Annotated in this window: 20 protein-coding genes and 1 pseudogene; 2 read left to right on the forward strand and 19 right to left on the reverse strand. The window is 70.8% G+C overall.

Annotated features, from left to right (window positions below; all coding sequences use genetic code 11):
- The 5 genes from V5O46_RS20865 to V5O46_RS20885 form a co-directional block, all read right to left on the reverse strand.
- A complete protein-coding gene (locus tag V5O46_RS20865; protein WP_332886154.1) occupies positions 1–846 on the reverse strand; it encodes a carbohydrate ABC transporter permease in 846 nt (281 codons plus the stop codon).
- Complete coding sequence (locus V5O46_RS20870; protein WP_332886155.1) at positions 843–1,733, reverse strand: carbohydrate ABC transporter permease; 891 nt, start codon at positions 1,731–1,733, stop codon at positions 843–845. Before V5O46_RS20870 ends, V5O46_RS20865 begins: the two co-directional genes overlap by 4 nt.
- Positions 1,730–3,022, reverse strand: coding sequence for an extracellular solute-binding protein (locus V5O46_RS20875; RefSeq protein WP_332886156.1), 1,293 nt, complete (start codon positions 3,020–3,022; stop codon positions 1,730–1,732). The genes V5O46_RS20870 and V5O46_RS20875 overlap by 4 nt, the downstream gene beginning before the upstream one ends.
- Before the next feature lie 289 nt (positions 3,023–3,311).
- Entirely contained in the window at positions 3,312–3,596 is a 285-nt protein-coding gene (locus V5O46_RS20880) for a DUF3039 domain-containing protein (protein WP_332886157.1), read from the reverse strand.
- 30 nt (positions 3,597–3,626) lie between these two features.
- A complete protein-coding gene (locus tag V5O46_RS20885; RefSeq protein WP_332886158.1) occupies positions 3,627–4,199 on the reverse strand; it encodes a YqgE/AlgH family protein in 573 nt (190 codons plus the stop codon).
- A 251-nt stretch (positions 4,200–4,450) separates the two neighbouring features.
- Between V5O46_RS20885 and murA the strand changes: the two genes are divergently transcribed.
- The gene (gene murA, locus V5O46_RS20890) at positions 4,451–5,797 is read left to right on the forward strand and encodes a UDP-N-acetylglucosamine 1-carboxyvinyltransferase (protein ID WP_332886159.1); all 1,347 of its coding nucleotides are present in this window, start codon (positions 4,451–4,453) and stop codon (positions 5,795–5,797) included.
- 94 nt (positions 5,798–5,891) lie between these two features.
- Here murA and V5O46_RS20895 read toward each other — a convergent pair whose 3' ends face one another.
- The 12 genes from V5O46_RS20895 to V5O46_RS20950 form a co-directional block, all read right to left on the reverse strand.
- Positions 5,892–6,173: an HU family DNA-binding protein gene (locus V5O46_RS20895; RefSeq protein WP_003990598.1), complete on the reverse strand. Its 282-nt coding sequence runs from the start codon at positions 6,171–6,173 to the stop codon at positions 5,892–5,894.
- A 344-nt stretch (positions 6,174–6,517) separates the two neighbouring features.
- Positions 6,518–7,933 (reverse strand): NAD-dependent malic enzyme, encoded by a 1,416-nt coding sequence (locus V5O46_RS20900; protein ID WP_332886160.1) that lies wholly within the window; start codon positions 7,931–7,933, stop codon positions 6,518–6,520.
- Between the two features lie 500 nt (positions 7,934–8,433).
- The gene (locus tag V5O46_RS20905; RefSeq protein WP_332886161.1) at positions 8,434–10,731 is read right to left on the reverse strand and encodes a HelD family protein; all 2,298 of its coding nucleotides are present in this window, start codon (positions 10,729–10,731) and stop codon (positions 8,434–8,436) included.
- Between the two features lie 107 nt (positions 10,732–10,838).
- Positions 10,839–11,705 (reverse strand): anti-sigma factor family protein, encoded by an 867-nt coding sequence (locus tag V5O46_RS20910; protein WP_332886162.1) that lies wholly within the window; start codon positions 11,703–11,705, stop codon positions 10,839–10,841.
- Positions 11,705–12,229 (reverse strand): sigma-70 family RNA polymerase sigma factor, encoded by a 525-nt coding sequence (locus V5O46_RS20915; protein ID WP_050782511.1) that lies wholly within the window; start codon positions 12,227–12,229, stop codon positions 11,705–11,707. The genes V5O46_RS20910 and V5O46_RS20915 overlap by 1 nt, the downstream gene beginning before the upstream one ends.
- Before the next feature lie 306 nt (positions 12,230–12,535).
- A complete protein-coding gene (locus tag V5O46_RS20920) occupies positions 12,536–13,132 on the reverse strand; it encodes a CGNR zinc finger domain-containing protein (protein ID WP_332886163.1) in 597 nt (198 codons plus the stop codon).
- A 500-nt stretch (positions 13,133–13,632) separates the two neighbouring features.
- Positions 13,633–14,784 (reverse strand): uroporphyrinogen-III synthase, encoded by a 1,152-nt coding sequence (locus tag V5O46_RS20925; RefSeq protein WP_332886164.1) that lies wholly within the window; start codon positions 14,782–14,784, stop codon positions 13,633–13,635.
- A gap of 119 nt (positions 14,785–14,903) precedes the next feature.
- The gene (locus tag V5O46_RS20930; protein ID WP_332886165.1) at positions 14,904–16,304 is read right to left on the reverse strand and encodes a nitrate/nitrite transporter; all 1,401 of its coding nucleotides are present in this window, start codon (positions 16,302–16,304) and stop codon (positions 14,904–14,906) included.
- 165 nt (positions 16,305–16,469) lie between these two features.
- Positions 16,470–17,381: a hypothetical protein gene (locus tag V5O46_RS20935; RefSeq protein ID WP_332886166.1), complete on the reverse strand. Its 912-nt coding sequence runs from the start codon at positions 17,379–17,381 to the stop codon at positions 16,470–16,472.
- Between the two features lie 137 nt (positions 17,382–17,518).
- Positions 17,519–18,352, reverse strand: a complete 834-nt coding sequence (locus V5O46_RS20940; RefSeq protein WP_332886167.1) for an alpha/beta fold hydrolase — start codon at positions 18,350–18,352, stop codon at positions 17,519–17,521.
- Positions 18,353–18,954: 602 nt separating this feature from the next.
- A complete protein-coding gene (locus tag V5O46_RS20945; RefSeq protein WP_332886168.1) occupies positions 18,955–19,359 on the reverse strand; it encodes a type II toxin-antitoxin system VapC family toxin in 405 nt (134 codons plus the stop codon).
- Positions 19,360–19,369: 10 nt separating this feature from the next.
- A complete protein-coding gene (locus tag V5O46_RS20950) occupies positions 19,370–19,567 on the reverse strand; it encodes a hypothetical protein (protein ID WP_332886169.1) in 198 nt (65 codons plus the stop codon).
- Positions 19,568–19,624: 57 nt separating this feature from the next.
- On the opposite strand from V5O46_RS20950, the pseudogene V5O46_RS20955 reads away from it, so the two are divergent.
- Positions 19,625–20,256: pseudogene (locus V5O46_RS20955) on the forward strand (tyrosine-type recombinase/integrase); the annotation flags it as partial.
- A 242-nt stretch (positions 20,257–20,498) separates the two neighbouring features.
- Here V5O46_RS20955 and V5O46_RS20960 read toward each other — a convergent pair.
- Positions 20,499–21,191, reverse strand: coding sequence for a Hint domain-containing protein (locus tag V5O46_RS20960; RefSeq protein ID WP_332886170.1), 693 nt, complete (start codon positions 21,189–21,191; stop codon positions 20,499–20,501).
- Between the two features lie 199 nt (positions 21,192–21,390).
- On the reverse strand, positions 21,391–21,822 hold the full coding sequence (locus tag V5O46_RS20965; RefSeq protein WP_332886171.1) for a hypothetical protein: 432 nt from the start codon (positions 21,820–21,822) through the stop codon (positions 21,391–21,393).
- Between the last annotated feature and the right edge of the window lie 325 nt (positions 21,823–22,147).

Genomic DNA, 22,147 nt, shown 5'->3' on the forward strand with positions numbered 1-22,147 from the left:
TCAGTCCTTGACCGCTCCGCCCAGTCCGGAGACCAGCCGTCGCTGTACGAGCACGAAGAACACCAGCACCGGAATCGTCATCACCGTGGAACCCGCCATCACCCCGCCCCAGTCCGGCTCGTCCGGGTTGTAGAAGACCAGCAGCGCCATCGGGAGGGTGGACTGGGAGGTGTCGCTGATGATGAACGACTTGGCGAACAGGAAGTCGTTCCAGGTCGATATGAAGGAGAACACACTGGTCGCCACCAGCCCCGGGAAGACGAGCGGGAAAAGCATCTGCCAGAGGAATCGCGCCCGGCTCGCGCCGTCCAGGCAGGCGGCCTCCTCCAGGGCCTCGGGCACGGCTTTCACGAAGCCCCGCAGCATCCAGATCGCGAACGGCAGCGAGAACGCGATGTGGGGCAGGATCAGCGATCCCAGCGTGTTCAGCTGGCCGAAGTCCCGCATGAGGAAGAAGAGGGGGATCGTGAGGGCTTCCACCGGCACCATCTGGGCCACCAGGAACATGATCAGCAGAGTGGTCCGGAAGCGGAACCGGAATCGGGTCACGGCCGTCGCCGCGAGAAACGCGATCAGCGCGGAGGCGATCACCACGGCGCCCGCGACGATCAGGCTGTTGAGAAAGTAGCGGCCGAATTCCTGCTGCTCGAAGACGCGCCGGAAGGAGTCCAGCGACGGGGCGGCCGTCCACGGGCGGGGCTCGGCCGACTCGATCTCCCCGGCCGGTTTGAAGGCGCTGAGCACCATCCAGTACAGCGGGAAGGCGACGACGACCGCGATCAGCAGCGCCGAGACCTCGGCGGCCAGCCGCCACGGACGGCGCACACGCGCGCGCGAGATTCTCACAGCTCCTCCCCCTGGCGCCGCAGCAGCCGCAGGTACACGAGGGTCACTGCGAGCAGGATCAGCAGCATCACGACGCCGATCGCGGAGCCGAGGCTGTACTCCGAGGAGGCGAACGCCTTCTGATAGGCGTACACGTTCAGGACCAGGTTCTGCCCGGCGATGCCGCCGCCGTTCGTCATGACGTAGATCTGCGTGAAGATCTTGAAGTCCCAGATGACCGACTGGATGGTGACGACCACCAGGATCGGCCGCAGCATCGGTGCGAGCACCGAGCGCCAGATCCGCCACTGCGAGGCGCCGTCCAGGGCGGCGGCCTCCAGCACCTCGACGGGTACGGCGCGGATGCCGGCGTAGACGGTGACCATCACGAACGGGAAGGAGCACCAGACCACTTCGAGCAGGACGAGGAGGAAGGCGCTGTAGCGGCCGTACGTCCAGGAGTGGTCGCCGAGGCCGAGGAGGCGGTTGACCGGGCCGAAGTCCGGGTCGAACAGCATCAGCCAGACCGTCGACCCGGTGACCGCCGGGGTGGCCCACGCGCCCAGCGCGGCCAGCATCAGCGCCAGCCGCGGCACCGCACGCACGCGCGTGAGCAGCACGGCGAGGGCACAGCCGACTGCCAGGGTCGACACCACGCACGCCGCCGCGAACACCACGGTGGCCAGCAGCACCTGCCAGAACCGCGGGTCCCCGAACAGCTCGGCGTAGTTCCCCAGCCCCCGGAACCGGGTCGGCTCCCCGCCGCTGACCTGGGCCTGCGTGTACTCCAGGAACGAGATCAGCCCGAGCTGGTAGACGGGATAGACGAGCAGTCCGCCGAGGACGACGAGGGCAGGGGCGAGATAGAGCCAGGGGGTACCGGGGTTCCGGCTCCGCACCCCGCTCATCCGGCGGAGCCGAACGCCTCGTTCATCCTCCGCGCGGCGTCCCCCGCCGCGGCCGGCACCTCCTTCCTGCCGCTGACGACCTCCTGGAACATCGTCGGCAGCACCAGCGACGAGTCGATCTGGGCCCACGCCGGCGAGGCCGGCACGAACCTGGTGCCCGCGGCGAGCGTGTCGACGAACGGCTTCACGAACGGGTCCTTCGCCGCCGCCTGCTGCCGGACGTCGGCGAAGGTGGGCAGGAAGCCCATCTCGTCGAACAGCTGCGCCTGCGTCTGCTTGGACGCCAGCCGCTTCATCAGGTCGACGGCGAGGGTCCGGTGGGAGGTGCTCTTCAGGACACCGATGTTGTTGCCGCCCGCGAAGGCGGGGGCGATGGAGCCGCGCTCCACGCCGGGCAGCGGGACGACCGCGTAGTTGCCCTTGACCTTGCCCGCCTCCACGGCCTGGTGGCTGAAGTTGCCGGCTATCGCCATGGCCGCCTTGCCGGAGGCGAACGCGGTGACGGTGTCGTTGCCGCCCATGCCGGCGCACTTGGCGGCGGGGCAGTTGTCGTCGCCGAAGAGGGAGGTGTACGCCTCGATGCCCTGCTGCGCGGCGGCGCTGTCGATGGCGGCGGCGTACGAACCGCCCTTGCCGGTGGCGAGTTCGCCGCCGTGGGCCCAGATGAACGGCATGGCGCCGTAGGTGTAGGCGCCGCCGACGGCGATGCCGTACAGGTCGGGCTCGGCGGCGCGGACCGCCTCCGCGGCGGACCCGACCTCGTCGAGGGTCCTGGGGACGTCGAGGCCGAGCCGCTCGAAGACGTCGGTGCGGTAGTACAGGGCGCGTACGCCGACGAAGTACGGGGCGCCGTAGACCTTGCCGTCCACGGTGACCGACTGCCGGGCCGTGGGGTCGGTGTCCTTGGCCTCGTCCCAGGCGGCGAACTCGGCGGTGACGTCGAGGAGCCCGCCGTCCTTCACGTATCCGGCGGTGTCGGTGTTGCCGTACTCGATGACGTCGGGGGCGCTGGCCGGGTCGTTGAAGGCGGCCTTGATGCGCTGGGCACGGGTCTCGACGGGGATGTACTCGACGGTGACCTCGGTGCCCTCGTGGGCCTTCTCGAAGTCGGCCAGAACCGTGTCGACGACCGCCTCCTTCGGCTGGTTGCCGACCTCCTGGAAGAGCCAGACCCGGAGGGTGCCGGTCTTGTCGTCCTTGCCGGAGGAGGAGTTGTCGGACGTCTGCGGGGCGCAGGCGGTGGCGGCCACGAGGGTGAGGAGCAGGGCCAGGCGGACGGGGAGTTTCATGGAGCGAGCCTCCGAGAGGGTGTTGCAACATACGCAATGACGGTTTTGCTCTGCACAACACCACGGAGGCTAAGTACTGGATGAACGGCCCCACAAGAGGTCTCAACCACTCTGTGACCGCCCGGCGCACCCTGTGCAACGCCACGGGGCGGCAGACCGGCGCAGAGCAGCACAAAGGCCCCCGGAACGCGCCGAAACGCGCACCGAGGGCCTCACAGGTCTCAGCCGGACATCCCGCCCGGGGCAGGATCAGGAGCGGGAGCGGGAACGGGGCCCGGCCGGGCCGGGGCTACTTCTTGTCGCCGCCCTTGCCCTCGTCGCCGCCGGAGCTCATGGACTCGTAGATCTCCTTGCACATGGGGCACACCGGGTACTTCTTCGGGTCACGGCCCGGCACCCAGACCTTGCCGCACAGCGCCACGACGGGGGTGCCGTCGAGAGCGCTCGCCATGATCTTGTCCTTCTGGACGTAGTGGGCGAAGCGCTCGTGGTCGCCGTCACCGTGGGAGACCTGCGGCGTCGGCTCGACGAGGGTCCCCGTACCAGTCCCGCGCTCGGGCTCGAGAGTGCTCATAGGAGTCAAGGGTACTTAAGCCCGCGCGGTTCAGTTGAGCGAAGGGTCGTCCGGGTACGTCGCCACCATCGCCAGTTCGTTGCGCTGGCGGCGCAGCACCTCGCGCCAGAGCCGCTCGGGCACCGGGGAGGACACGTCACCGGGCTCGGACTCGACCACGTACCAGGCGCCCTCCGACAGCTCCTCCTCCAGCTGGCCGGGGCCCCAGCCCGCGTATCCGGCGAAGATCCGCAACGAGCCGACCGCGGGGGCCAGCAGCTCCGGCGGGGCCTCCAGGTCCACCAGGCCGATCGCCCCGTGCACCCGGCGCCAGCCCAGGGGCGCGGTCTCGCCGGCCGCCGCGCCGGGGACGACCGCGACACCGAGGGCGGAGTCGAGGGAGACCGGGCCGCCCTGGAAGACGACGCCGGGCTCGCCGGCCAGGTCCGCCCAGCCCTCCAGGATGTCGCCCACGCCGACCGGCGTCGGGCGGTTGAGGACGACACCGAGGGAGCCCTCCTCGTCGTGGTCGAGAAGGAGCACCACCGCACGGTCGAAGTTCGGGTCCGCCAGGGCAGGGGTGGCCACGAGCAGCCGCCCTGTGAGCGAGGACACCTCGGTCATGCCAGACATGATCCCGCATCCTGCCTGCCCGTGGGGAGGCAATCGGGCGCCCCGGTGCGGAGCCTGGTCAGGCGCAGAGGTGCACCGCACGCGCACGTGCGGGGCCGTGACGCCACGTGCCCGGCGGCGAACCGTTCGTGTTGTGACAGAGCTATGACGTCCCGGTGCGGTGCGCAGGCTTACAGAAGGGGGGTGAAAGGCGATTACGCTGTGCCTCCTGCCCCCTGCCCCACCCACGGAACGCGAGATTCATGACCGTCAACGGCGCTGATGACGTAATGCTGGTCCACGGCGGAACCCCGCTGGAGGGCGAGATCCGTGTCCGCGGTGCGAAGAACCTGGTACCGAAGGCCATGGTGGCCGCGCTGCTCGGCAGCGCGCCGAGCCGGCTGCGCAACGTGCCGGACATCCGTGACGTGAGGGTCGTGCGCGGGCTGCTGCAGCTGCACGGGGTGACGGTCCGTCCGGGCGAGGAGCCGGGCGAGCTGGTGCTCGACCCCACGCACGTGGAGAGCGCGAACGTCGCCGACATCGATGCCCACGCGGGTTCCAGCCGGATCCCGATCCTGTTCTGCGGGCCGCTGCTGCACCGCCTCGGGCACGCCTTCATCCCCGGGCTCGGCGGCTGCGACATCGGCGGGCGGCCCATCGACTTCCACTTCGACGTGCTGCGGCAGTTCGGCGCGACGATCGAGAAGCGGGCGGACGGCCAGTATCTGGAGGCGCCGCAGCGGCTGCGCGGTACGAAGATCCGGCTGCCGTACCCGTCGGTGGGCGCGACCGAGCAGGTGCTGCTGACGGCCGTGCTCGCCGAGGGCGTCACCGTGCTGTCCAACGCGGCCGTGGAGCCGGAGATCGAGGACCTGATCTGCGTCCTGCAGAAGATGGGCGCGATCATCGCGATGGACACCGACCGGACCATCCGCGTCACCGGTGTGGACAAGCTCGGCGGCTACAACCACCGCGCCCTGCCGGACCGCCTGGAGGCCGCGTCCTGGGCCTCGGCGGCGCTGGCGACGGAGGGCAACATCTACGTCCGCGGTGCCCAGCAGCGCTCGATGATGACGTTCCTGAACACCTACCGGAAGGTGGGCGGCGCCTTCGAGATCGAGGACGAGGGCATCCGCTTCTGGCACCCGGGCGGGCAGCTGAAGTCCATCGCCCTGGAGACCGACGTGCACCCCGGCTTCCAGACCGACTGGCAGCAGCCGCTGGTGGTGGCGCTCACCCAGGCCACCGGGCTGTCCATCATCCACGAGACGGTGTACGAGTCCCGGCTCGGCTTCACCTCGGCGCTGAACCAGATGGGTGCACACATCCAGCTCTACCGCGAGTGTCTCGGCGGCTCCGACTGCCGCTTCGGCCAGCGGAACTTCCTGCACTCGGCGGTGGTGTCCGGCCCGACCAAGCTGGAGGGCGCCGACCTGGTCATCCCCGACCTGCGCGGCGGCTTCTCGTATCTGATCGCCGCCCTGGCCGCCCAGGGCACCTCCCGCGTGCACGGCATCGAGCTGATCAACCGGGGCTACGAGAACTTCATGGAGAAGCTCATGGAGCTCGGCGCGAAGGTGGAACTGCCGGGCAAGGTGCTCGGCTGACGGTTCGTACGCAAAGGGGCGGCCACTCCGAGAGTGGCCGCCCCTTGCGCGTTCGGTGCACCCCGTACGCCGTCCGGCGGCGCAGGGGCCGGAATCACTTGCCCTTGGCGGCTTCCTTGAGCTTGGAGCCCGCGGAGACCTTCACGCTGTAGCCGGCCGGGATCTGGATCGGCTCGCCGGTCTGCGGGTTGCGGGCGGTGCGAGCGGCACGGTGGGTGCGCTCGAAGGTCAGGAAGCCGGGGATGGTCACCTTCTCGTCCCCCTTGGAGACGATGTCGCCGACGACGTCGGCGAACGCGGCCAGCACGGCGTCGGCGTCCTTGCGGGTCACCTCGGCGCGGTCGGCCAGCGCGGCCACCAGCTCACTGCGGTTCATGTTGTTACTCCCGTGTTCTTCTTGCCGTTGCGGCGTGCCACGCGGCCAAGCCGCATGATGGGCACGGCCAAGCCGATGCTGCCAGGGTCCCCGGTGAGGTCCCGGACCCGGGTCCCTTGTCGGACCCTCGCGCCCAGGGAGGCATCCTGCCTCCACCTGCGGCGGTAAAGCCAATCCGGCACCCCCAGGAGTCGTGAGAACACCCTTGGGAGTCACACGATGAGAGGGCCTGAGCCTGGCCGCCACATTAGAGGGCGCGCCGGGCCCATCGGTTCCGCGACGCGCCGGTGCGGCGACCGTGGTACTCCTCACAGCCGCCGCTGAGGCCCGGAGAGGCCGAACGGCTACGCGGTCGCTCCGGCCGCCTTCGCCGCGTCCCGCACCGCGCCGGCGACGGCGCCGGCGACCTTGTCGTTGAAGACGCTGGGGACGATGTAGTTCGGATTGAGCTCGTCCTCGGTCACCACGTCTGCCAGGGCCTGCGCGGCGGCCAGCATCATCTCCGTGTTGACCGTGCGGGACTGGGCGTCCAGCAGACCGCGGAAGACACCCGGGAAGACCAGCACGTTGTTGATCTGGTTGGGGAAGTCGGAGCGGCCGGTGGCCACAACTGCGGCCGTCTGCCGGGCGATTGCCGGGTCGACCTCGGGGTCGGGGTTCGCGAGCGCGAACACGATCGCGCCGTCCGCCATGGCGGCCACGTCGTCGCCGTCGAGGACGTTGGGGGCGGAGACACCGATGAAGACGTCGGCTCCGTGCACCGCCTCCTTCAGGGTGCCGGTCAGGCCCTCGGGGTTGGTGTTGTCCGCGATCCAGCGCAGCGCCGACCCGGGGGCGGCGTCGACGAGGTCCTTGCGGCCGGCGTGCACCACGCCGTGGATGTCGGCGACGACGGCGTTCTTCACACCGGCGGCGAGCAGCAGCTTCAGGATCGCCGTACCGGCCGCGCCGGCGCCGGACATCACCACGCGCACCTCCTCGATCGCCTTGCCGACCACGCGCAGGGCGTTGGTGAGGGCGGCGAGGACGACGATGGCGGTGCCGTGCTGGTCGTCGTGGAAGACGGGGATGTCCAGGGCCTCGCGCAGCCGCGCCTCGATCTCGAAGCAGCGCGGGGCGGAGATGTCCTCCAGGTTGATGCCGGCGAACCCGGGGGCGATGGCCTTGACGATCTCGACGATCGCGTCGGTGTCCTGGGTGTCGAGGCAGATCGGCCAGGCGTCGATGCCGGCGAACCGCTTGAACAGGGCCGCCTTGCCCTCCATGACGGGCAGTGCCGCCTTGGGGCCGATGTTGCCCAGGCCCAGCACGGCGGAGCCGTCCGTCACGACCGCAACGGAGTTGCGCTTGATGGTCAGCCGGCGGGCGTCCTCGGGGTTCTCGGCGATGGCCATGCAGACCCGGGCGACACCGGGGGTGTAGACCATGGAGAGGTCGTCGCGGTTGCGGATGGGGTGCTTGGACGCCATCTCGATCTTGCCGCCGAGGTGCATGAGGAACGTACGGTCGGAGACCTTGCCCAGCGTGACGCCCTCGATGCCGCGCAGCTTCTCCACGATCTCGTCGGCGTGGGAGCTGGAGCTGGCGGCGACGGTGACGTCGATCCGGAGCTTCTCGTGGCCGGAAGCGGTGACGTCGAGGCCGGTCACCGAGCCTCCGGAGGACTCCACGGCGGTGGTGAGCTGTGAGACGGCGGTTCCGCTCGCGGGCACCTCCAGCCGGACCGTCATCGAGTAGGAGACGCTGGGCGCCGTTGCCATGGCCGACTTCCTCTGCTTTCACCGTAAGGCTGTGCTGTGCCGTCCGATCGTCGCACCTACCGCTGAGTACGCGGTAGCCGCCGTGGATTGCGAACGTTTTGTTCGCGTACGACGCGACACCGGACGGTGCTTTCGGAAAATAACTTCCACCATACGAGAATTCTGATCGCGAAGGAAGGGGCTCCGACAGCGGAGCAGGAGGCCGGGAAAAGGCACCCGGAAGGGGAATGGCCGCGCCGCGATCGTTTGTTACCGTGGACGTGGCACCGGCCCGATCCAAGCCCCCGGGCCCAACCTTCGTCGCTTCGAGCGACCACTTGCCGCGAGGCGAGCATGGCGGGTCGGTGCCATGTGAACGTACGCGTCGCGCACGGGACGCATGCGTGAGGCCCGCACCGGATGCCGGTGCGGGCCTCACGCTTCCGTGTCTCACGCTTCCGTGTCTCACGCTTCCGCGCGTGTCTCCGCGGCCGTGGGTGCGACTGACGGATCCGGATCCGTCAGTCGCGCAGCAGGTCCGGCACCCCGGCCGCATCCGGCTCGTCCCGCTCCCCCGAGACCACCGTCAGCTGCTGGGTGGCCCGGGTCAGCGCGACGTAGAGCACCCGCAGACCGGCCGGGGACTCGTCGGCGATCTCGGCCGGCGAGACGACGACCGTCGCGTCGTACTCCAGACCCTTGGCCTCCAGGCTGCCCAGGGCCACCGCCCGGTCGCCCAGCCCGGCGAGCCACCGCCGGGCCTCCTCGCGGCGGTTCATCGCCACCACGACGCCGACCGTGCCGTCGACCCGCTCCAGCAGCCGCGTGGTCTCCGCCCGGACGGACCCGGCGAGCGACTCCCCGGCGACCGCGAACCGCGGCTCGACGCCCGTGGAGCGCACCGCCGAGGGCGACTCGGAGCCCGGCATGGCCAGGGCGAGCACCCGGGAGGCCAGCTCGGCGATCTCGGCCGGGTTGCGGTAGTTCACGGTCAGCCGGAAGCGGCGCCGGGGCCGGGTCCCGAGCGCCTCGTCGCGGGCCTCGGCCGCCTCGTCGGGGTCGGACCAGGAGGACTGGGCCGGGTCGCCGACGACCGTCCAGGTGGCGTGCCGGCCGCGGCGGCCGACCATCCGCCACTGCATCGGCGTGAGGTCCTGTGCCTCGTCGACGATGACATGGGCGTACTCGACGCGCTCCTGGGCCAGCCGCTCGGCACGCTCGCGCCGGCTCTCCTCGCGCTGCGGCATCAGCTCCTCCAGGCCGGTGAGCTGCTCCAGCGGATCCAGTTCGCGCTTCCGGGCCGGGCGGGCCGGGGCGCCGAGGATCGCCTGCAGCTCGTCGAGCAGGGCGATGTCGTGCACCGAACGGCCGTCGCGGCGCAGCGAGCGGGCGACCCGGCGCACCTCGCCCGGGTTGAGCACCCGCCGGGACCAGCGGCCCAGCCGCCGCTCGTCGGCCATGGCGGCCAGCACCGCCGCCGGGGTCAGCTCCGGCCACCAGGCGTCGAGGAAGGCGGTGAAGGAGTCCTCCGCCGACACGTCCTCGTCGAAGGAGGAGCGCAGTTCGGCGGCGAGCTCGGGGTCGGTGTGCCGGGCGGCGGCGCCGGACAGCTCCCACAGGGCGTCCAGGAGCAGCCTTCGGGCACGCGGGCGCAGCAGGTTCACCGGGGCGGTGCCGCCGAGGGCGGCGCGGCGGATGCCGGCCAGCGCCTCGGCCTCGAGCTCCAGACGGCGGCCGAAGGCGACCACGCGCAACCGCTGCGGCGAATCGTTCAGCTCCAGAGCTCCGCGGGCGGCGCGGCGCAGCACCTTGAGCATCCGGGCGGAGCCCTTGGCGCGGGCGGTGCCCGGCGAGTCGTACAGGGTGGCCTCGGCACCGTCGACCAGTGAGCCGATGGCGCGGATGGCGACCTGCCCCTCCTCACCGAGCGAGGGCAGCACGCCCTCGGTGTACGCCACCAGCAGCGGGGTCGGGGAGACGATCAGGATGCCGCCCGAGTACCGGCGCCGGTCCTGGTAGAGCAGATAGGCCGCGCGGTGCAGGGCGACGGCGGTCTTGCCGGTGCCGGGGCCGCCCTCGACGTGGGTGACGGAGGCGGCGGGGGCGCGGATCACCAGGTCCTGCTCGGCCTGGATGGAGGCGACGATGTCCCGCATGGTGTGGGAGCGGGCCCGGCCCAGAGCGGCCATCAGGGCGCCGTCGCCGATCACCGGCAGCTCGCGGCCGTCCAGCCGGGCGGTGAGCTCCGGCCGCATCAGGTCGTCCTCGACACCGAGGACCCGGCGGCCCTTGGAGCGGATGACGCGGCGGCGCACGACGCGGCCGGGGTCGACCGGGGTGGAGCGGTAGAAGGGCGCGGCGGCGGGCGCCCGCCAGTCGATGACCAGCGGCGCGTACTCCGCGTCGAGGACGCCGATGCGCCCGATGTGCAGGGTCTCGGCGATGTCGGCGGTGTTGTCCGGGCGGACCGCCCCCTCGGCGGGCTCGACCGCGGTGTACGCGCCGTCCGGGCCCTTCTTGCCGTCCCTGCCCTGCAGCAGGTCGATCCGGCCGAAGAGGAAGTCCTCGAACTCGTTGTTCAGCCGGTTGAGGTGGATGCCCGCCCGGAAGACCTGTGCGTCCCGCTCGGCCAGCGCGCCGGGCGTGCCGACCTGGGCGCGCCGGGCGGCGTCGTCCATCAGGAACTCGGCCTCGTGGATCTTCTCCTCCAGGCGGCGGTACACCCGGTCCAGGTGTTCCTGTTCCACGCCGATCTCTCGGTCGCGTACGGAGTCGTGAACCGAGCCGACCGCTGATTCCTGTTGCGCCTGTGCGGCCACCGGGCCCCCTTCTGACGTGCTGGGCAGCCGTCAACCGTACGCGAAGGGGGCCGCCGGAGGCTACGGCCTGTCCATGGGCCCGGTCACGAGCCGGGCCCGGAGCCCGGCTATGCGTCGACCTCCACCAGCTTCTTCCCGTCGAAGGTCATCACCTCGAAGTGGTCGATCTCGTTGGGCTCGAAGGCGGCGCCACCGTGCACGTAGAGCGGCTTCTTGGCCTGCTCGGTGGTGGCGTCGGGGATGCCGTAGCCCCAGTCCGGGACCGACCAGGAGGTGACGGTCTCCCGCTCGCCGTTCTCGCCGACGGCGATCAGCGCGCACCTCTGCGGGCCCTTGACGTTCTTCAGCTCCAGGACGGCGTGGGTGCCCCAGGCCTTCTTCTCCAGCGCCACGGTCGCGCTGACCTCGGTGCTCGGGTCGGTCGCGCTGACCCGGTCGGGCATCTCGGCGAAGGCGGACTGGGCTGGACCGGCCTCCGGGGCAGCCTCGGTCGTACGGTTGCCGCCACCGCCGCCGTCGCCGCCGTCGCCGCCGGTCGTCGCCACGGCGGCGAACGGGCCGCCGATGATCAGCGCGGCGGCCGTGCCCACCAGGTAGAGGTTGCGGCGCTTCTTGCGGGCGCGGCGCTCGGCGACCTCGTCGACGAGTTTCTCCGCCAGCCGCGGGGCGGGCCGGGCGGACAGCGAATCGCCGACCGCGGGCGTGCCGGAGCCCGGCAGGTCCGCCAGCGCGGCCAGCATCGGTTCCATCCCGGCGAGCTCGTCGAGCTGCTGGGCGCACCACTCGCAGCCCGCGAGGTGCGTCTCGAAGGCGGTCGCCTCGGCGTCGTCGAGGATGCCGAGGGCGTAGGCGCCGACGGTCTCGTGTTCGTTCGGCACCGGTGATCCCTGAGGTGATCCCTGCATGGGGCCCATGGGGCCAGAATTACCCGTGCCACCCGCGCCGAATCCCGGAAAACCCCCGTACTCGCTCATCACGCCGTCACCCCCCGCTCCTCCAGAGCCAGCTTCATCGAACGCAGGGCGTAGAACACCCGGGAGCGGACGGTGCCGCTGGGTATTCCCAGGGTCTGCGCCGCCTCGTTGACGGTACGCCCTTTGAAGTACGTCTCGACGAGCACCTCCCGGTGGGCCGGGGTCAGGTCGTCGAGCGCGTCAGACAGCGTCATCAGCCACAGCGCCTTGTCGATCTCGTCCTCCGCGGGGATGACCTCCAGCGGCGACGGATCGACCTCCTGCGGCCGGGCCTGCCGGCTGCGGTGGCCGTCGATGACGATGCGCCGGGCGACCGTCACCAGCCAGGGGCGTACCGAACCGGTCGCCCGATTGAGCTGACCGGCGTTCTTCCAGGCACGGATGAGCGTCTCCTGCACCACGTCCTCGGCGCGCTGCCGGTCCCCCGCGACCAGTCGCAGCACATACGCCAGCAGCGGTCCGGCGTGCTCCCGGTACAGCGCACGCATCAGCTCCTCGTCGGGTTCCGAGGGCTGGGAAGACATGCGATGTCGGGCCCTCGCTCCACGTTCCTTGGCCACGACGGGATCCTTGCGCACGCCCACCTCCGATGTCCGGGGGTTCCCCCGAGTCGGTCGCTCGCCCATCCGGTACGGACACGGGGCGCGGGGTGTTCAAAGGAAGCCGCAAGTTTTCCGAGGGCGCCGTCCTGAGCGGGACATGGGGCCATATATCTCCCCCATCTCCTTTACATTTCCCGCACATTGCCGCCCGTCGTCGGACGCGGGCGGGGCGGCCCGGACGGAGCGGGTGTTGCCGAGATCACATGCCTCCCGGGCGTCGGCCGTCCGTCATGCGCGGGCGAGGGCGGCGGTACGGCGGCGGTGGCGGGCGACGCGCTCGCGGTTGCCGCAGATCTCGCTGGAGCACCAGCGCCTGCGACGGCCCCGGGAGGTGTCCAGGTAGACGATCGGACAGTTGTCGCCCTCGCACTGGCGCAGGGCGGCCCGTGCAACCGGGTCGGTGAGCAGCTCCACGGCGTCCCGGGCGACCACGGCCAGCAGGGCGGTGCACTCGGGCGGTGCGCTCAGCTCCCGGACCAGGGCACCGTCCGCGCCGCGCACCGCGCGCGGAGCCGGGGGCGCGGCACGGGCGAGGTCGTTGACGCGGGCGAGCGCGCGGTCGTACGGAAGGATGCCGGACGCCGTGGGGGCCCGCACCAACCGGGCGGTCTGGGCACGCAGTTCCCGGAACGCGGTCAGCCAGGAGGCGTCGGCGTGGGCCAGCTCGGTCCCGGGCGGGACGAGTCCGGATCCGGTGATCCAGGCCCGCAGTACCTCGGCGGAGCCGAGCCGTTCCACCGGGTGGGTGGTGGCGAGGAGGTCCAGACAGATCCGCCCGGTGTCGAACCGCAGCTCGTACGGGGAGGTCGCCGTACCCAGTGCCATGTGCCTGTCACCGCCTAGGAGTTCCCCAGCAGGAGTGAGGGAAGCGAAACGTTCGCGGGAAGGAGGGACCGTTCTGCATCCACAGTGCCCGTCCGCGCCGCACACCGGAAGCCCCCATACCGGCCGGGCGGCACGCACGGAGGCGGACCGACGTCGGCACAGAGGCCGGTCCGACGCCGGCACAGAGGCCGGTCCGACGTCGGCGCGCCAGTCAGGCACGGCCGAACGCGGACGGACGCGGGCGGACGTCCGGCCGGCAGCCGTCGGGACGCGGGCGGCGCGGGCGGACCTGGGCCGGCAGGCCGGCGGACATGGCCGGGACGCGGGTGGTGCCGGCGGACTCGACACCGGCGGACGCGTCGGGCGCCGAGCGTACCGGGGGCGGCGGACGGGAGACGCGTCGGGCACCGGGCGTACCAGGCGTCGGCGGGACGGCGGACCGCAGACACGTCGGGCACCGCGCCTACCAGGCGTCGGCGGGACGGCAGACCGCAGACGCGTCAGGCGCCGACGTACTTGGTGTCGGCGACCGGGTCCAGGGCGAGCCGGTAGCCGCGCTTGACCACGGTCTGGATCAGCTTCGGCGCCCCGAGGGCGGAGCGCAGCCGGGCCATCGCCGTCTCCACCGCATGCTCGTCCCGACCGGCACCGGGCAGCGCGCGCAGCAGCTCCGCGCGGGGCACCACCCAGCCGGGCCGCCGGGACAGTGCCCGCAGCAGGGACATCCCGGCGGGCGGTACGGGTTTGAGCTCGCCGTCCACCAGTACCGCGTGCCCGCGGATCTCCACCTCGTGCCCGGCCAGCGGCAGGGACCGCGCACGGGCGGGGAGTTCCTGGCAGAGCAGCTGGACGAGCGGGCCGAGCCGGAACCGCTCGGGCTGCACGGTGTCGATACCGCGCGCCTGCAACGGCAGTGCGGTGACCGGGCCGACGCAGGCCGGCAGCACGTCGTGGCCGAGGGCGGCGAGCAGTTCGGGCAGCAGGCCGCGCTCCTCGGCGCGGGACAGCAGGGAGGCGGCGGCCGGGGCGCTGGTGAAGGTCAGCGCGTCCAGCCCGCGGGATACGGCGGCGTCCAGGAGACGGTCGACGGGGCCGATGTCCTCCGGCGGCAGCCATCGGTATACGGGGACCCCGACCACCTCGGCGCCGCCCGCCCGCAGCGCCTCCACGAACCCGGGCAGCGGCTCGCCGTGCAGCTGGACCGCGATGCGCCGGCCGTCGACGCCCTCCTCCAGCAGCCGGTCCAGCACCTCGGCCAGCGACTCCGACATCGGCGACCACGCCTCGGTCAGCCCGGCGGCCCGCACCGCGCCCTTGACCTTGGGGCCGCGGGCCAGCAGCTCCACGGTGCGCAGCCGGTCCAGCAGGGCCTCGCCGAACCCCCACCCGTCGGCGGCCTCGACCCAGCCGCGGAAGCCGATCGCGGTCGTGGCGACGACGACGTCCGGCACCCGGTCGATGATCTCCTTGGTCGTGGCGAGCAGCTCGCTGTCGTCGGCGAGCGGCACGATCCGCAGTGCGGGGGCGTGCATGACCGCCGCGCCGCGCCGCTGGAGAAGCGCGCCGAGTTCGTCGGCACGGCGGGCGGCGGTCACCCCCACGGTGAAGCCGGCCAGGGGGCCCTGGTCCGGTCGCTGCTGTCGGTCGTCCATGGCTGTTGCCCCGATCCGGTCGTTCACTTCCAAGCGCCGTTCACGTGCCGACCGAGCCTGTCAACGGCTCGTGACAGGCTCGGTTCGGGTGTATGTCGCACGTGTTACGTCACACTCGATCACACCTGGGCATAGCTGGGCTGACGCTTTGTCTCGGGCGTGGCCGGCAGACCCGGCGTGCCGGGCTCCGACCGGCGAAGGTATACCGCCCAGGTGACGAGGAAGCACACGCCGTAGTAGCCGAGGAAGGCGACGAACGCGCCGGTGCCGCTGCCCACGGTGAGGAAGGACTGGCGCAGCGCCAGGTTGATGCCGAGCCCGCCGAGCCCGCCGACCGCGCCGATCAGGGCCATCGAGGCGCCGGACATCCGGCGGGTGTAGACGGACGCGGCCTCGCCGGCCAGGCCCTGCGCGGCGGCCTTGGCACCGTAGATGCCGGGGATCATCTTGAACGTCGAGCCGTTGCCGATGCCGGTGAGGACGAACAGCGCGATGAACGCGCCGATGAACAGCCCCAGCGAGTGCTGCACCGAGGCGAGGACGACGAAGGCGGCGGCGACGGCCATCAGCGCGAAGTTCCACAGGGTGACCTTCGCCCCGCCGATCCGGTCGGCGAGCCGGCCGCCGACGGGCCGGATCAGCGAGCCCAGCAGCGGACCGATGAAGGTGAGGGAGGCCGCCTGCAGCGGCGTGCGGCCGAACTGGTTCTGCAGCACCAGGCCGAAGGCGAAGCCGTACCCGATGAACGAGCCGAAGGTGCCGATGTACAGGAAGGACATGATCCAGGTGTGGGTCTCCCGCACGGCCTCCTTGAACGCGCCGGTGTCGTTGCTCACCGGCGCCAGGTTGTCCATACGGCGGACGCTGAGCACGGTCGCGACCACGATCAGCGGCACGTACACGGCCAGCAGCACCCGCGGGTGCCCGGCGCCGACGACGCCGATGACCAGCAGTCCGAGCAGCTGCACCACGGCGACGCCGATGTTGCCGCCGCCCGCGTTCATGCCGAGGGCCCAGCCCTTGAGGCGCTGCGGATAGAAGTTGTTGATGTTGGTCATGGAGGAGGCGAAGTTGGCCCCGCCGACACCGGTGAGAATCGCCACGATCATGAAGGTGGTGTACGAGGTGCCGGGCTCCATGACGAACAGCAGCGCGGTGGTCGGCACCAGCAGCAGCCCCGCGCTGAAGACCGTCCAGTTCCGGCCGCCGAACCGGGCGACGGCGAAGCCGTACGGCACCCGCAGGACCGCACCCACCAGGGAGGCCACGGCGACGAGGAAGAACTTGCCTGCCGGGTCGATGCCGTACGCGGGGCCCATGAACAGCGCGAGCACCGAGTACATGCTCCACACGGAGAACCCGATGTGCTCGGAGATCACCGAGAAGGTCAGGTTCCGCCGGGCGACGTGCTTGCCCTTCGCCTCCCAGAAGACCTCGTCCTCGGGGTCCCACTCCTCGATCCAACGGGACCCCCGTCGGGGTGCGGGGGGTGTGCTCGGGACGGTACTCGGGGCTGTCATCACGCCTCCACGGGCTCCGGGGCTCAGGTGTGGCCGAGAACCGAAGGTAGGGAGAGCGCGTTTCCGCACTGTGGCTGCGGGTGACCGCGAGGGAACTTTGCTCTCACCCTCCCCCGGAGCGCGATGAGAGGTCACCGGATCCTCGAGGGTCTCCCGGCGACGCGGTCAGCCCTGCGGGGGCTGCCAGTGGGGGCTCTGCCGGGGCGGGCCGGAGGGCGGCTGAGGCTGCTGCGGGGGCTGTCCCTGCGAGGCGTACGGGCCGGGGGCGTACGGGCCAGGGGCGGGCTGACCGGCGTACGGGCCAGGCACGGACGCGGGCTGACCGGGGTACGGGCCAGGCGCGGACGGGGAGGGCTGCCCGGCGTAGGGGCCGGCGGCGGGCGCACCCGGGTACTGGCCCGGGACGGACGGCGGAGCGTACGCCCCCGGCGCGGGCGGACCGGCGTGGCCACCCGGACCGGGCGGCGGAGCCGGGTAGGCTCCCGCCGTGCCCGGCGGGAGGTACCGCACCCGGCCCGTCCCCTCCCTCACCGGCACGAACCCGAGCTGCTGCAACCGGGCCCCGAACCTGGCGTTGCGCTTCCGGTTGACGAGGAAGGCGACTCCGATGAGCACGAGCAGTCCGAGCCACAGCCCGCCGGCGAGGACGTAGTCGCCGGACTCACCGCCGAGCCGAAGGGTGAGCGCCGCGCAGCCCATGGTGGCGCCGAGTGCGCCGTAGCTCATCCCGCGCTCGGCGATCTTGCCGGTGTAGTCGTAGTTGATCCGGGTCTTCAGCAGCTCGTACGACTCCGGCGGCACGGGCGGCACGGAGACCCCGTCGCCCGCGTTCGGGTACTGCGCCCAGTTCTGTGCGGCGCGGGCCCGGGCCTCGGGGCCGGGGTCGGGTACGAGCAGCATGGTGATCGCACCGTTGAGACCGGAGCCCTGCCGCACATCGGCATACTCGTACCCGAACTGCTGTGCGATCCCGGCCAGCCGGGCCAGCTTCTTCACGGACGCCATCCGGCTGGTCAGCTCCACGGGCGTACCGCTCGCCATCCGCCGCAGCATCTCCTGCACCTGCCGCCCGCTCACGTCCGCACCATCTCCCCCGGCCTGTCCCTGCTCTCACGACCCGACTCGGGAAGTCTTCCACACACCCCCTTCGCCGCCGCGCGCGCCGCCGACCCGGGACGAGGTGTCGGGGCCGGAAGCGCGCCCGCCGTGCTGTCTCAGCCGTCACCCACGACCGACCGCAGTCGGTCGGCGAAGGCGTCCGGGGTCTCGACGAACCCGGTGTGGCCACCGGGGAAGGAGGTCGGCTCCGCGCCCAGCGACCGGGCGAGCGCCCGGGACGTCCGGTCGCAGAGCTCACCGGCGGAGTCGTCGCCGACGCCCACCACGACGCGGGTGGCCGCCGCGCGCAGGGCCGACACGTCTGGCTGCCAGTAGGTGGAGAGGCGCATCTCGTGGGCGAACCAGCGGCGTTCGTCCGCCACCTGCCGCGGGTCACGCTCCCCGCCGAACATCTCCTCGATCAGCGGCTCGGGCATCGTGATGCCGGCCTGGGCGAAGAACTTCCTCCAGGCCCCCGTCACATCGCCGGCGAGGTAGGTGGCGACGAGTTCCTCGGTACCGGTGCGCAGCTGCTCCCGGTCCTCCAGCAGCTCGATCACCGGGGGTTCGTGGGCCACGACGGTGTGCACCTGCTCGGGGTGGTCCTGGACGAGGGCCAGCGCGCTGACGGCACCGCCGCTGGAGCCCAGCACGGTGGCCGGTCCCGCGCCGACCTGGGCGATCAGCCGGGACAGGTCGTCGGCGCGCAGCTGTGGAGTCGAGTCCTCCTCGGGGTCGTCGAGCCTGCTGCGGTTGATGCCGCGCGGATCGGTGGTGAGCACCGTGTGGTCGACGGCGAGCAACTCGGCCAGCGGGGCGAAGGCGGCGGCGTCCATCGGGGCCCCGACCAGCACGATGAGCGGTCCCTCGCCGCGCACCTCGTAGTACAGACGTGCGCCGGGCACCTGAAGGGAACGGGCGGTGGCGGGGGCGCTCGCATCGGTGGGCATGCATCCTCCGGAATGGGGGCGGTGACGAATCCTTCACTCACCCAGACTCCGCGAACGGCCCGGACTCATCGGTCGTGGCCGGCACACCACGAGCGTGATCTGCGTTCCGCTGGTGTCCGTGGTGGTACGGGGGAATCCGTGGTTGCTGCCGTCGCTGCTTCCGGGCCGGCGTGCCGGTGTCAGGCATGCTCGGCCGCCTCTTCCTGCGGGTCCGGGCTGCGCTGTCCGCGCGATCCGGCCACTCGGAGAGCATCGGTCCATCATCCGCTGACGTTGCCGTCAGCGTTGCTGCCAATCGTTTTCGCAGGTCAAGCGATATTCTGCGGTCCGCTGAGGTGCGGGTTCGGCCGGGGTTGTTCGTGGTTGTCGCCGTCACTACCGCCGCCAAGAGTCTTGACCCCTCAGCCAGCGGTGGGCCTCGCGGCGGCTCGGCCGTCCGCCGATCCGGTAGTGCGGGGCCGGGGCGGGGCGGGTTCGCCGCTCGGAGAAGGCCGGCTTCGCTCCCCGTCGGAGGCGACGCGCCGACAGCCCGTTTCCGATCAGCCCGGTCACGGGCCGCTGCCTCGTCCGGGAGCCGGTCCGACTGCGCCAACGGCGAGCGGCTACTCCGTGCCGAGGATGCGCAGACTGTGGTGGGTTCGGAAGTCCTCGTAGTCCTTGACGTTGAGCGTAGCCAGCGGCAGGTCGTAGGCGAGGGCGCGGGCCGCGATCCACATGTCGTTGATCGGGCGTGGTCGTCCGCGCTGGATGCCCGCGGCTGACAGGCGGCCCCAGGTCGCGGCCACGGCTTCGTCGCCGGGCAGGATCGGGATGCCGGAGAGCCAGTCGGCGAGTTCCTGGCGGCTGCGGGTCCCCCAGTGACGGATCTCGGTCCACTTGGTCAGTTCACCGAAGGTCACGAAGGTGATCAGCGGCTTGCGGCCGATCAGCCTGGTGGCGAGCGGGCCGGTGAGCTTGCGCTTGTGGGACAGCGAGGCGACGTCGGTGTCGAGGATGGCAGGTTGCATTTGCAGCGGCTCAGGCGACGTCGCGGTGACGCTCGGCGTGCGTGAAGGCCAGGAATTCCTCCAGCTCCTCATCCGACTCGAAGGTGTCGGCGGCGAGGTCGTCCAGGGACCGGATCGGCTGGGTGTTCTTCGCGGCCAGCAGCTCCTCGACCGAAACGCGGGGCCGAAGCGGTGGGTAGCCGGAGTACTCCGCCTCAGGTGTGCTCATCGGGACCTCCACGGGATGGGATGCCGCTACCAGGGCCAGCATACGGGGGCTGCCCCGCGCCGACACCGGATTTCACCCCACAGCCGATCTCCGAACGTCCGTAAAGGCGAACTCCTCGGCCTCCACTGGGGAGACCTCGACCTCGACGGCGGCACCGCCACCATCCACCGCTCCCTCCAGAGCACCCGCAGCCCCAAGGCCTGACCGTCCTGAACACCAAGACCCTCGCCTCCGAACGCCGCATCGCCCTCCCCGCCGAGTGCATCAACTCCCTCAAGATCCACCAAGGACGGCAGCGGGAAGAACGTCAGGCAGGCGGAACGGGCTGGCTGGACAACAGGCTCGTCTTCACCACCCCGAAGGGCAGGCCGCTCGACCCCACCAACCTCACCCGCCGCTTCCGTCGCCTCATCCACAGCGCAAGGCTCCGGACGATCCGGTTCCATGATCTCCGGCACTCGACCGCGACCCTGCTCCTGGAACAGGGCGTCGACCTCGTCGTCATCAAGGAACTCCTCGGCCACGCCCACATCGGCGTCACCGCCACCGTCTACGCTCACGTAAGACTCCGACTCCAGCGCGACGCCATCGACACCCTCAGCAATGCACTCGGCAGCCTGGAGAACGACAAGACGACACACTCCGGCGGCGACGGACCACCTCCCTGCCCGGCCGCCCCCGTCCGCTGACGTTGCCGTAGAGATGTGCCGCTCACTGGCAGTTCCTCCCGAGCTAGCCATGACGGAATTTTGAGGTTGTCGATAAACCCCTCCACTCCATCCCGAGTGGTCACCTTGACCCCCCATGCCGTAGTCGCAGACACGACCACTTCCAGCTCTTCGTCAACCCGCACCATGCCGTCACCCATTCCCGGGCTCCCACACTCTACGTAGCGTAAGCTCGTTGAATCGATCAAGTCGCCCAACTGGGATCACGAACTCGATTCTTGCGGAACCTCCAGGCCCCTTACGGTCATACCGGAGTACGGTGTCCGAGAATCCCTTGAGGAAATCCTCGCGCATGTCGCAACGAATTGACCCATTCGCACAGGAGCCGCGATTCTGATATTCCTTCGCCACGCTCTTCTCCCCGAGATAGACCGAAGCGTCGCCATCTTGATGCGATGCCGGGTTGGGGCCACGCTCCAACTCATGCGCCATGTCATCAACCTTCGGCGTCCTATAAATAGAGACACCATTACAGTTGTGAACCAGGACTGGCGCACCCCCCGCGAGCACATAGTACGTATGGATCCCGCTGACCGTGAGATCGTGGGTGCGCTGGCGCTTCTGGAAGGGGCGGACGTCCTGCCGGGCTCGAGGTCGCCGGCCTCGAGCCACCGGTTCTCCGACCGCACCCAGATGGGGTGGGTGGTCGTGGAGGTCAGCGAGGCCGGATCGCCGCCGGTGTCGATCGTGAGGTCGACGAAGTACTTGTCGTCCTCGGTGACGATGGTGCCGACGACCTCGCGGGTGACGGTCCCACCGGTGTCCGGGTCGGTGACGGTGACCCTGTCGCCGAGTTCGACGTCCTCGATCCGTCTGGTGGTGCCGTCGTCGAGCAGGACCCTGGTGCCGGGCAGGAAGCTGTGGCACTTGATCAGCCGCTCCTTGGCCTTGGCCACGGCAGCCTTGGTCTTTTCTCGCACCGCTTTGAGCGTGTCCTTGGCCTTGCCGAGTGCCTTGGAGTTCTTCCAGACGTTCTTGACGCCGCTGATGAGGTCGCCGACGAGGCCCTTGACGCGTTTCGCGAGTTTGTAGCCCTTGACCCAGTTCCAGGGAGCCCCCGCGTGGCTCTGACCGTGCTGCCGCCCTTGGCCAGGCTCAGTTCCATGCCGGGCAGGTAGTCGGGATCGTCGTCCTGGCCCGGTCGGGCAGCCACACGGAGACCAGTCGGCCGAGCGGATCGTAAGCGAGGTCGGTGCGCTTGCCGTTGGGGTCGGTCTGGCCGGTGGACTGGCCCCAGGCGGGGGCGTAGTCGGTGGTCGTGCCATGGCCGAGGGCGTTGGTGTGCTCGGTCTGTGAGATCAGCCCGTTGACGTCGGTGTACGCCGTGGTGGTCCGGGCACCGCCCGCGTCGGTCTGGGCGGTGGGGCGGCCGAACCGGTCGTACTCGGTGATGCCGCTGACCTGGTACGTGGCGGTGGTGCCGTCGTGCTCGGTCAGCCGCTCGGTCCTGGTGGCGTCGCCCCTTGGTGGGTGCGGTGCCGTAGGTCCCGCCGTCGTAGGAAGTGCGCGGACAATCCGTCCGATCACATCTACGACCTGCCCTCGCGCAGCGAGTCCGTCGCGGTCGACTGCTCCACCAACCCCGATCGCCGCACAGGCGGGTGGCAGAAGTCGTCCCCGGCCGTGGAGGTGTCGCCGAAGTCCTCGGTGCATGCACGGCGCCGTAGAAGTACGACTTGACTTCCTCCCCCTCCTGAAGGAGGGGGATTCCTACGGCTCGCGCCGTAGGAGTTTCCGCTTCGTCGCCGACCGCCCGCCCGGAGTACTCCGTTGTACTACCCCGTCAACTTGCGGCAGAGCGTGGGTGGCTGGGGATGGACGCCGGTCCGTCCCGACGGCGGACCGGCTTTCC

Origin of the sequence: Streptomyces poriticola (genome assembly GCF_036689765.1) — a bacterium.
Taxonomy (GTDB): Bacteria; Actinomycetota; Actinomycetes; order Streptomycetales; family Streptomycetaceae; genus Streptomyces; species Streptomyces poriticola.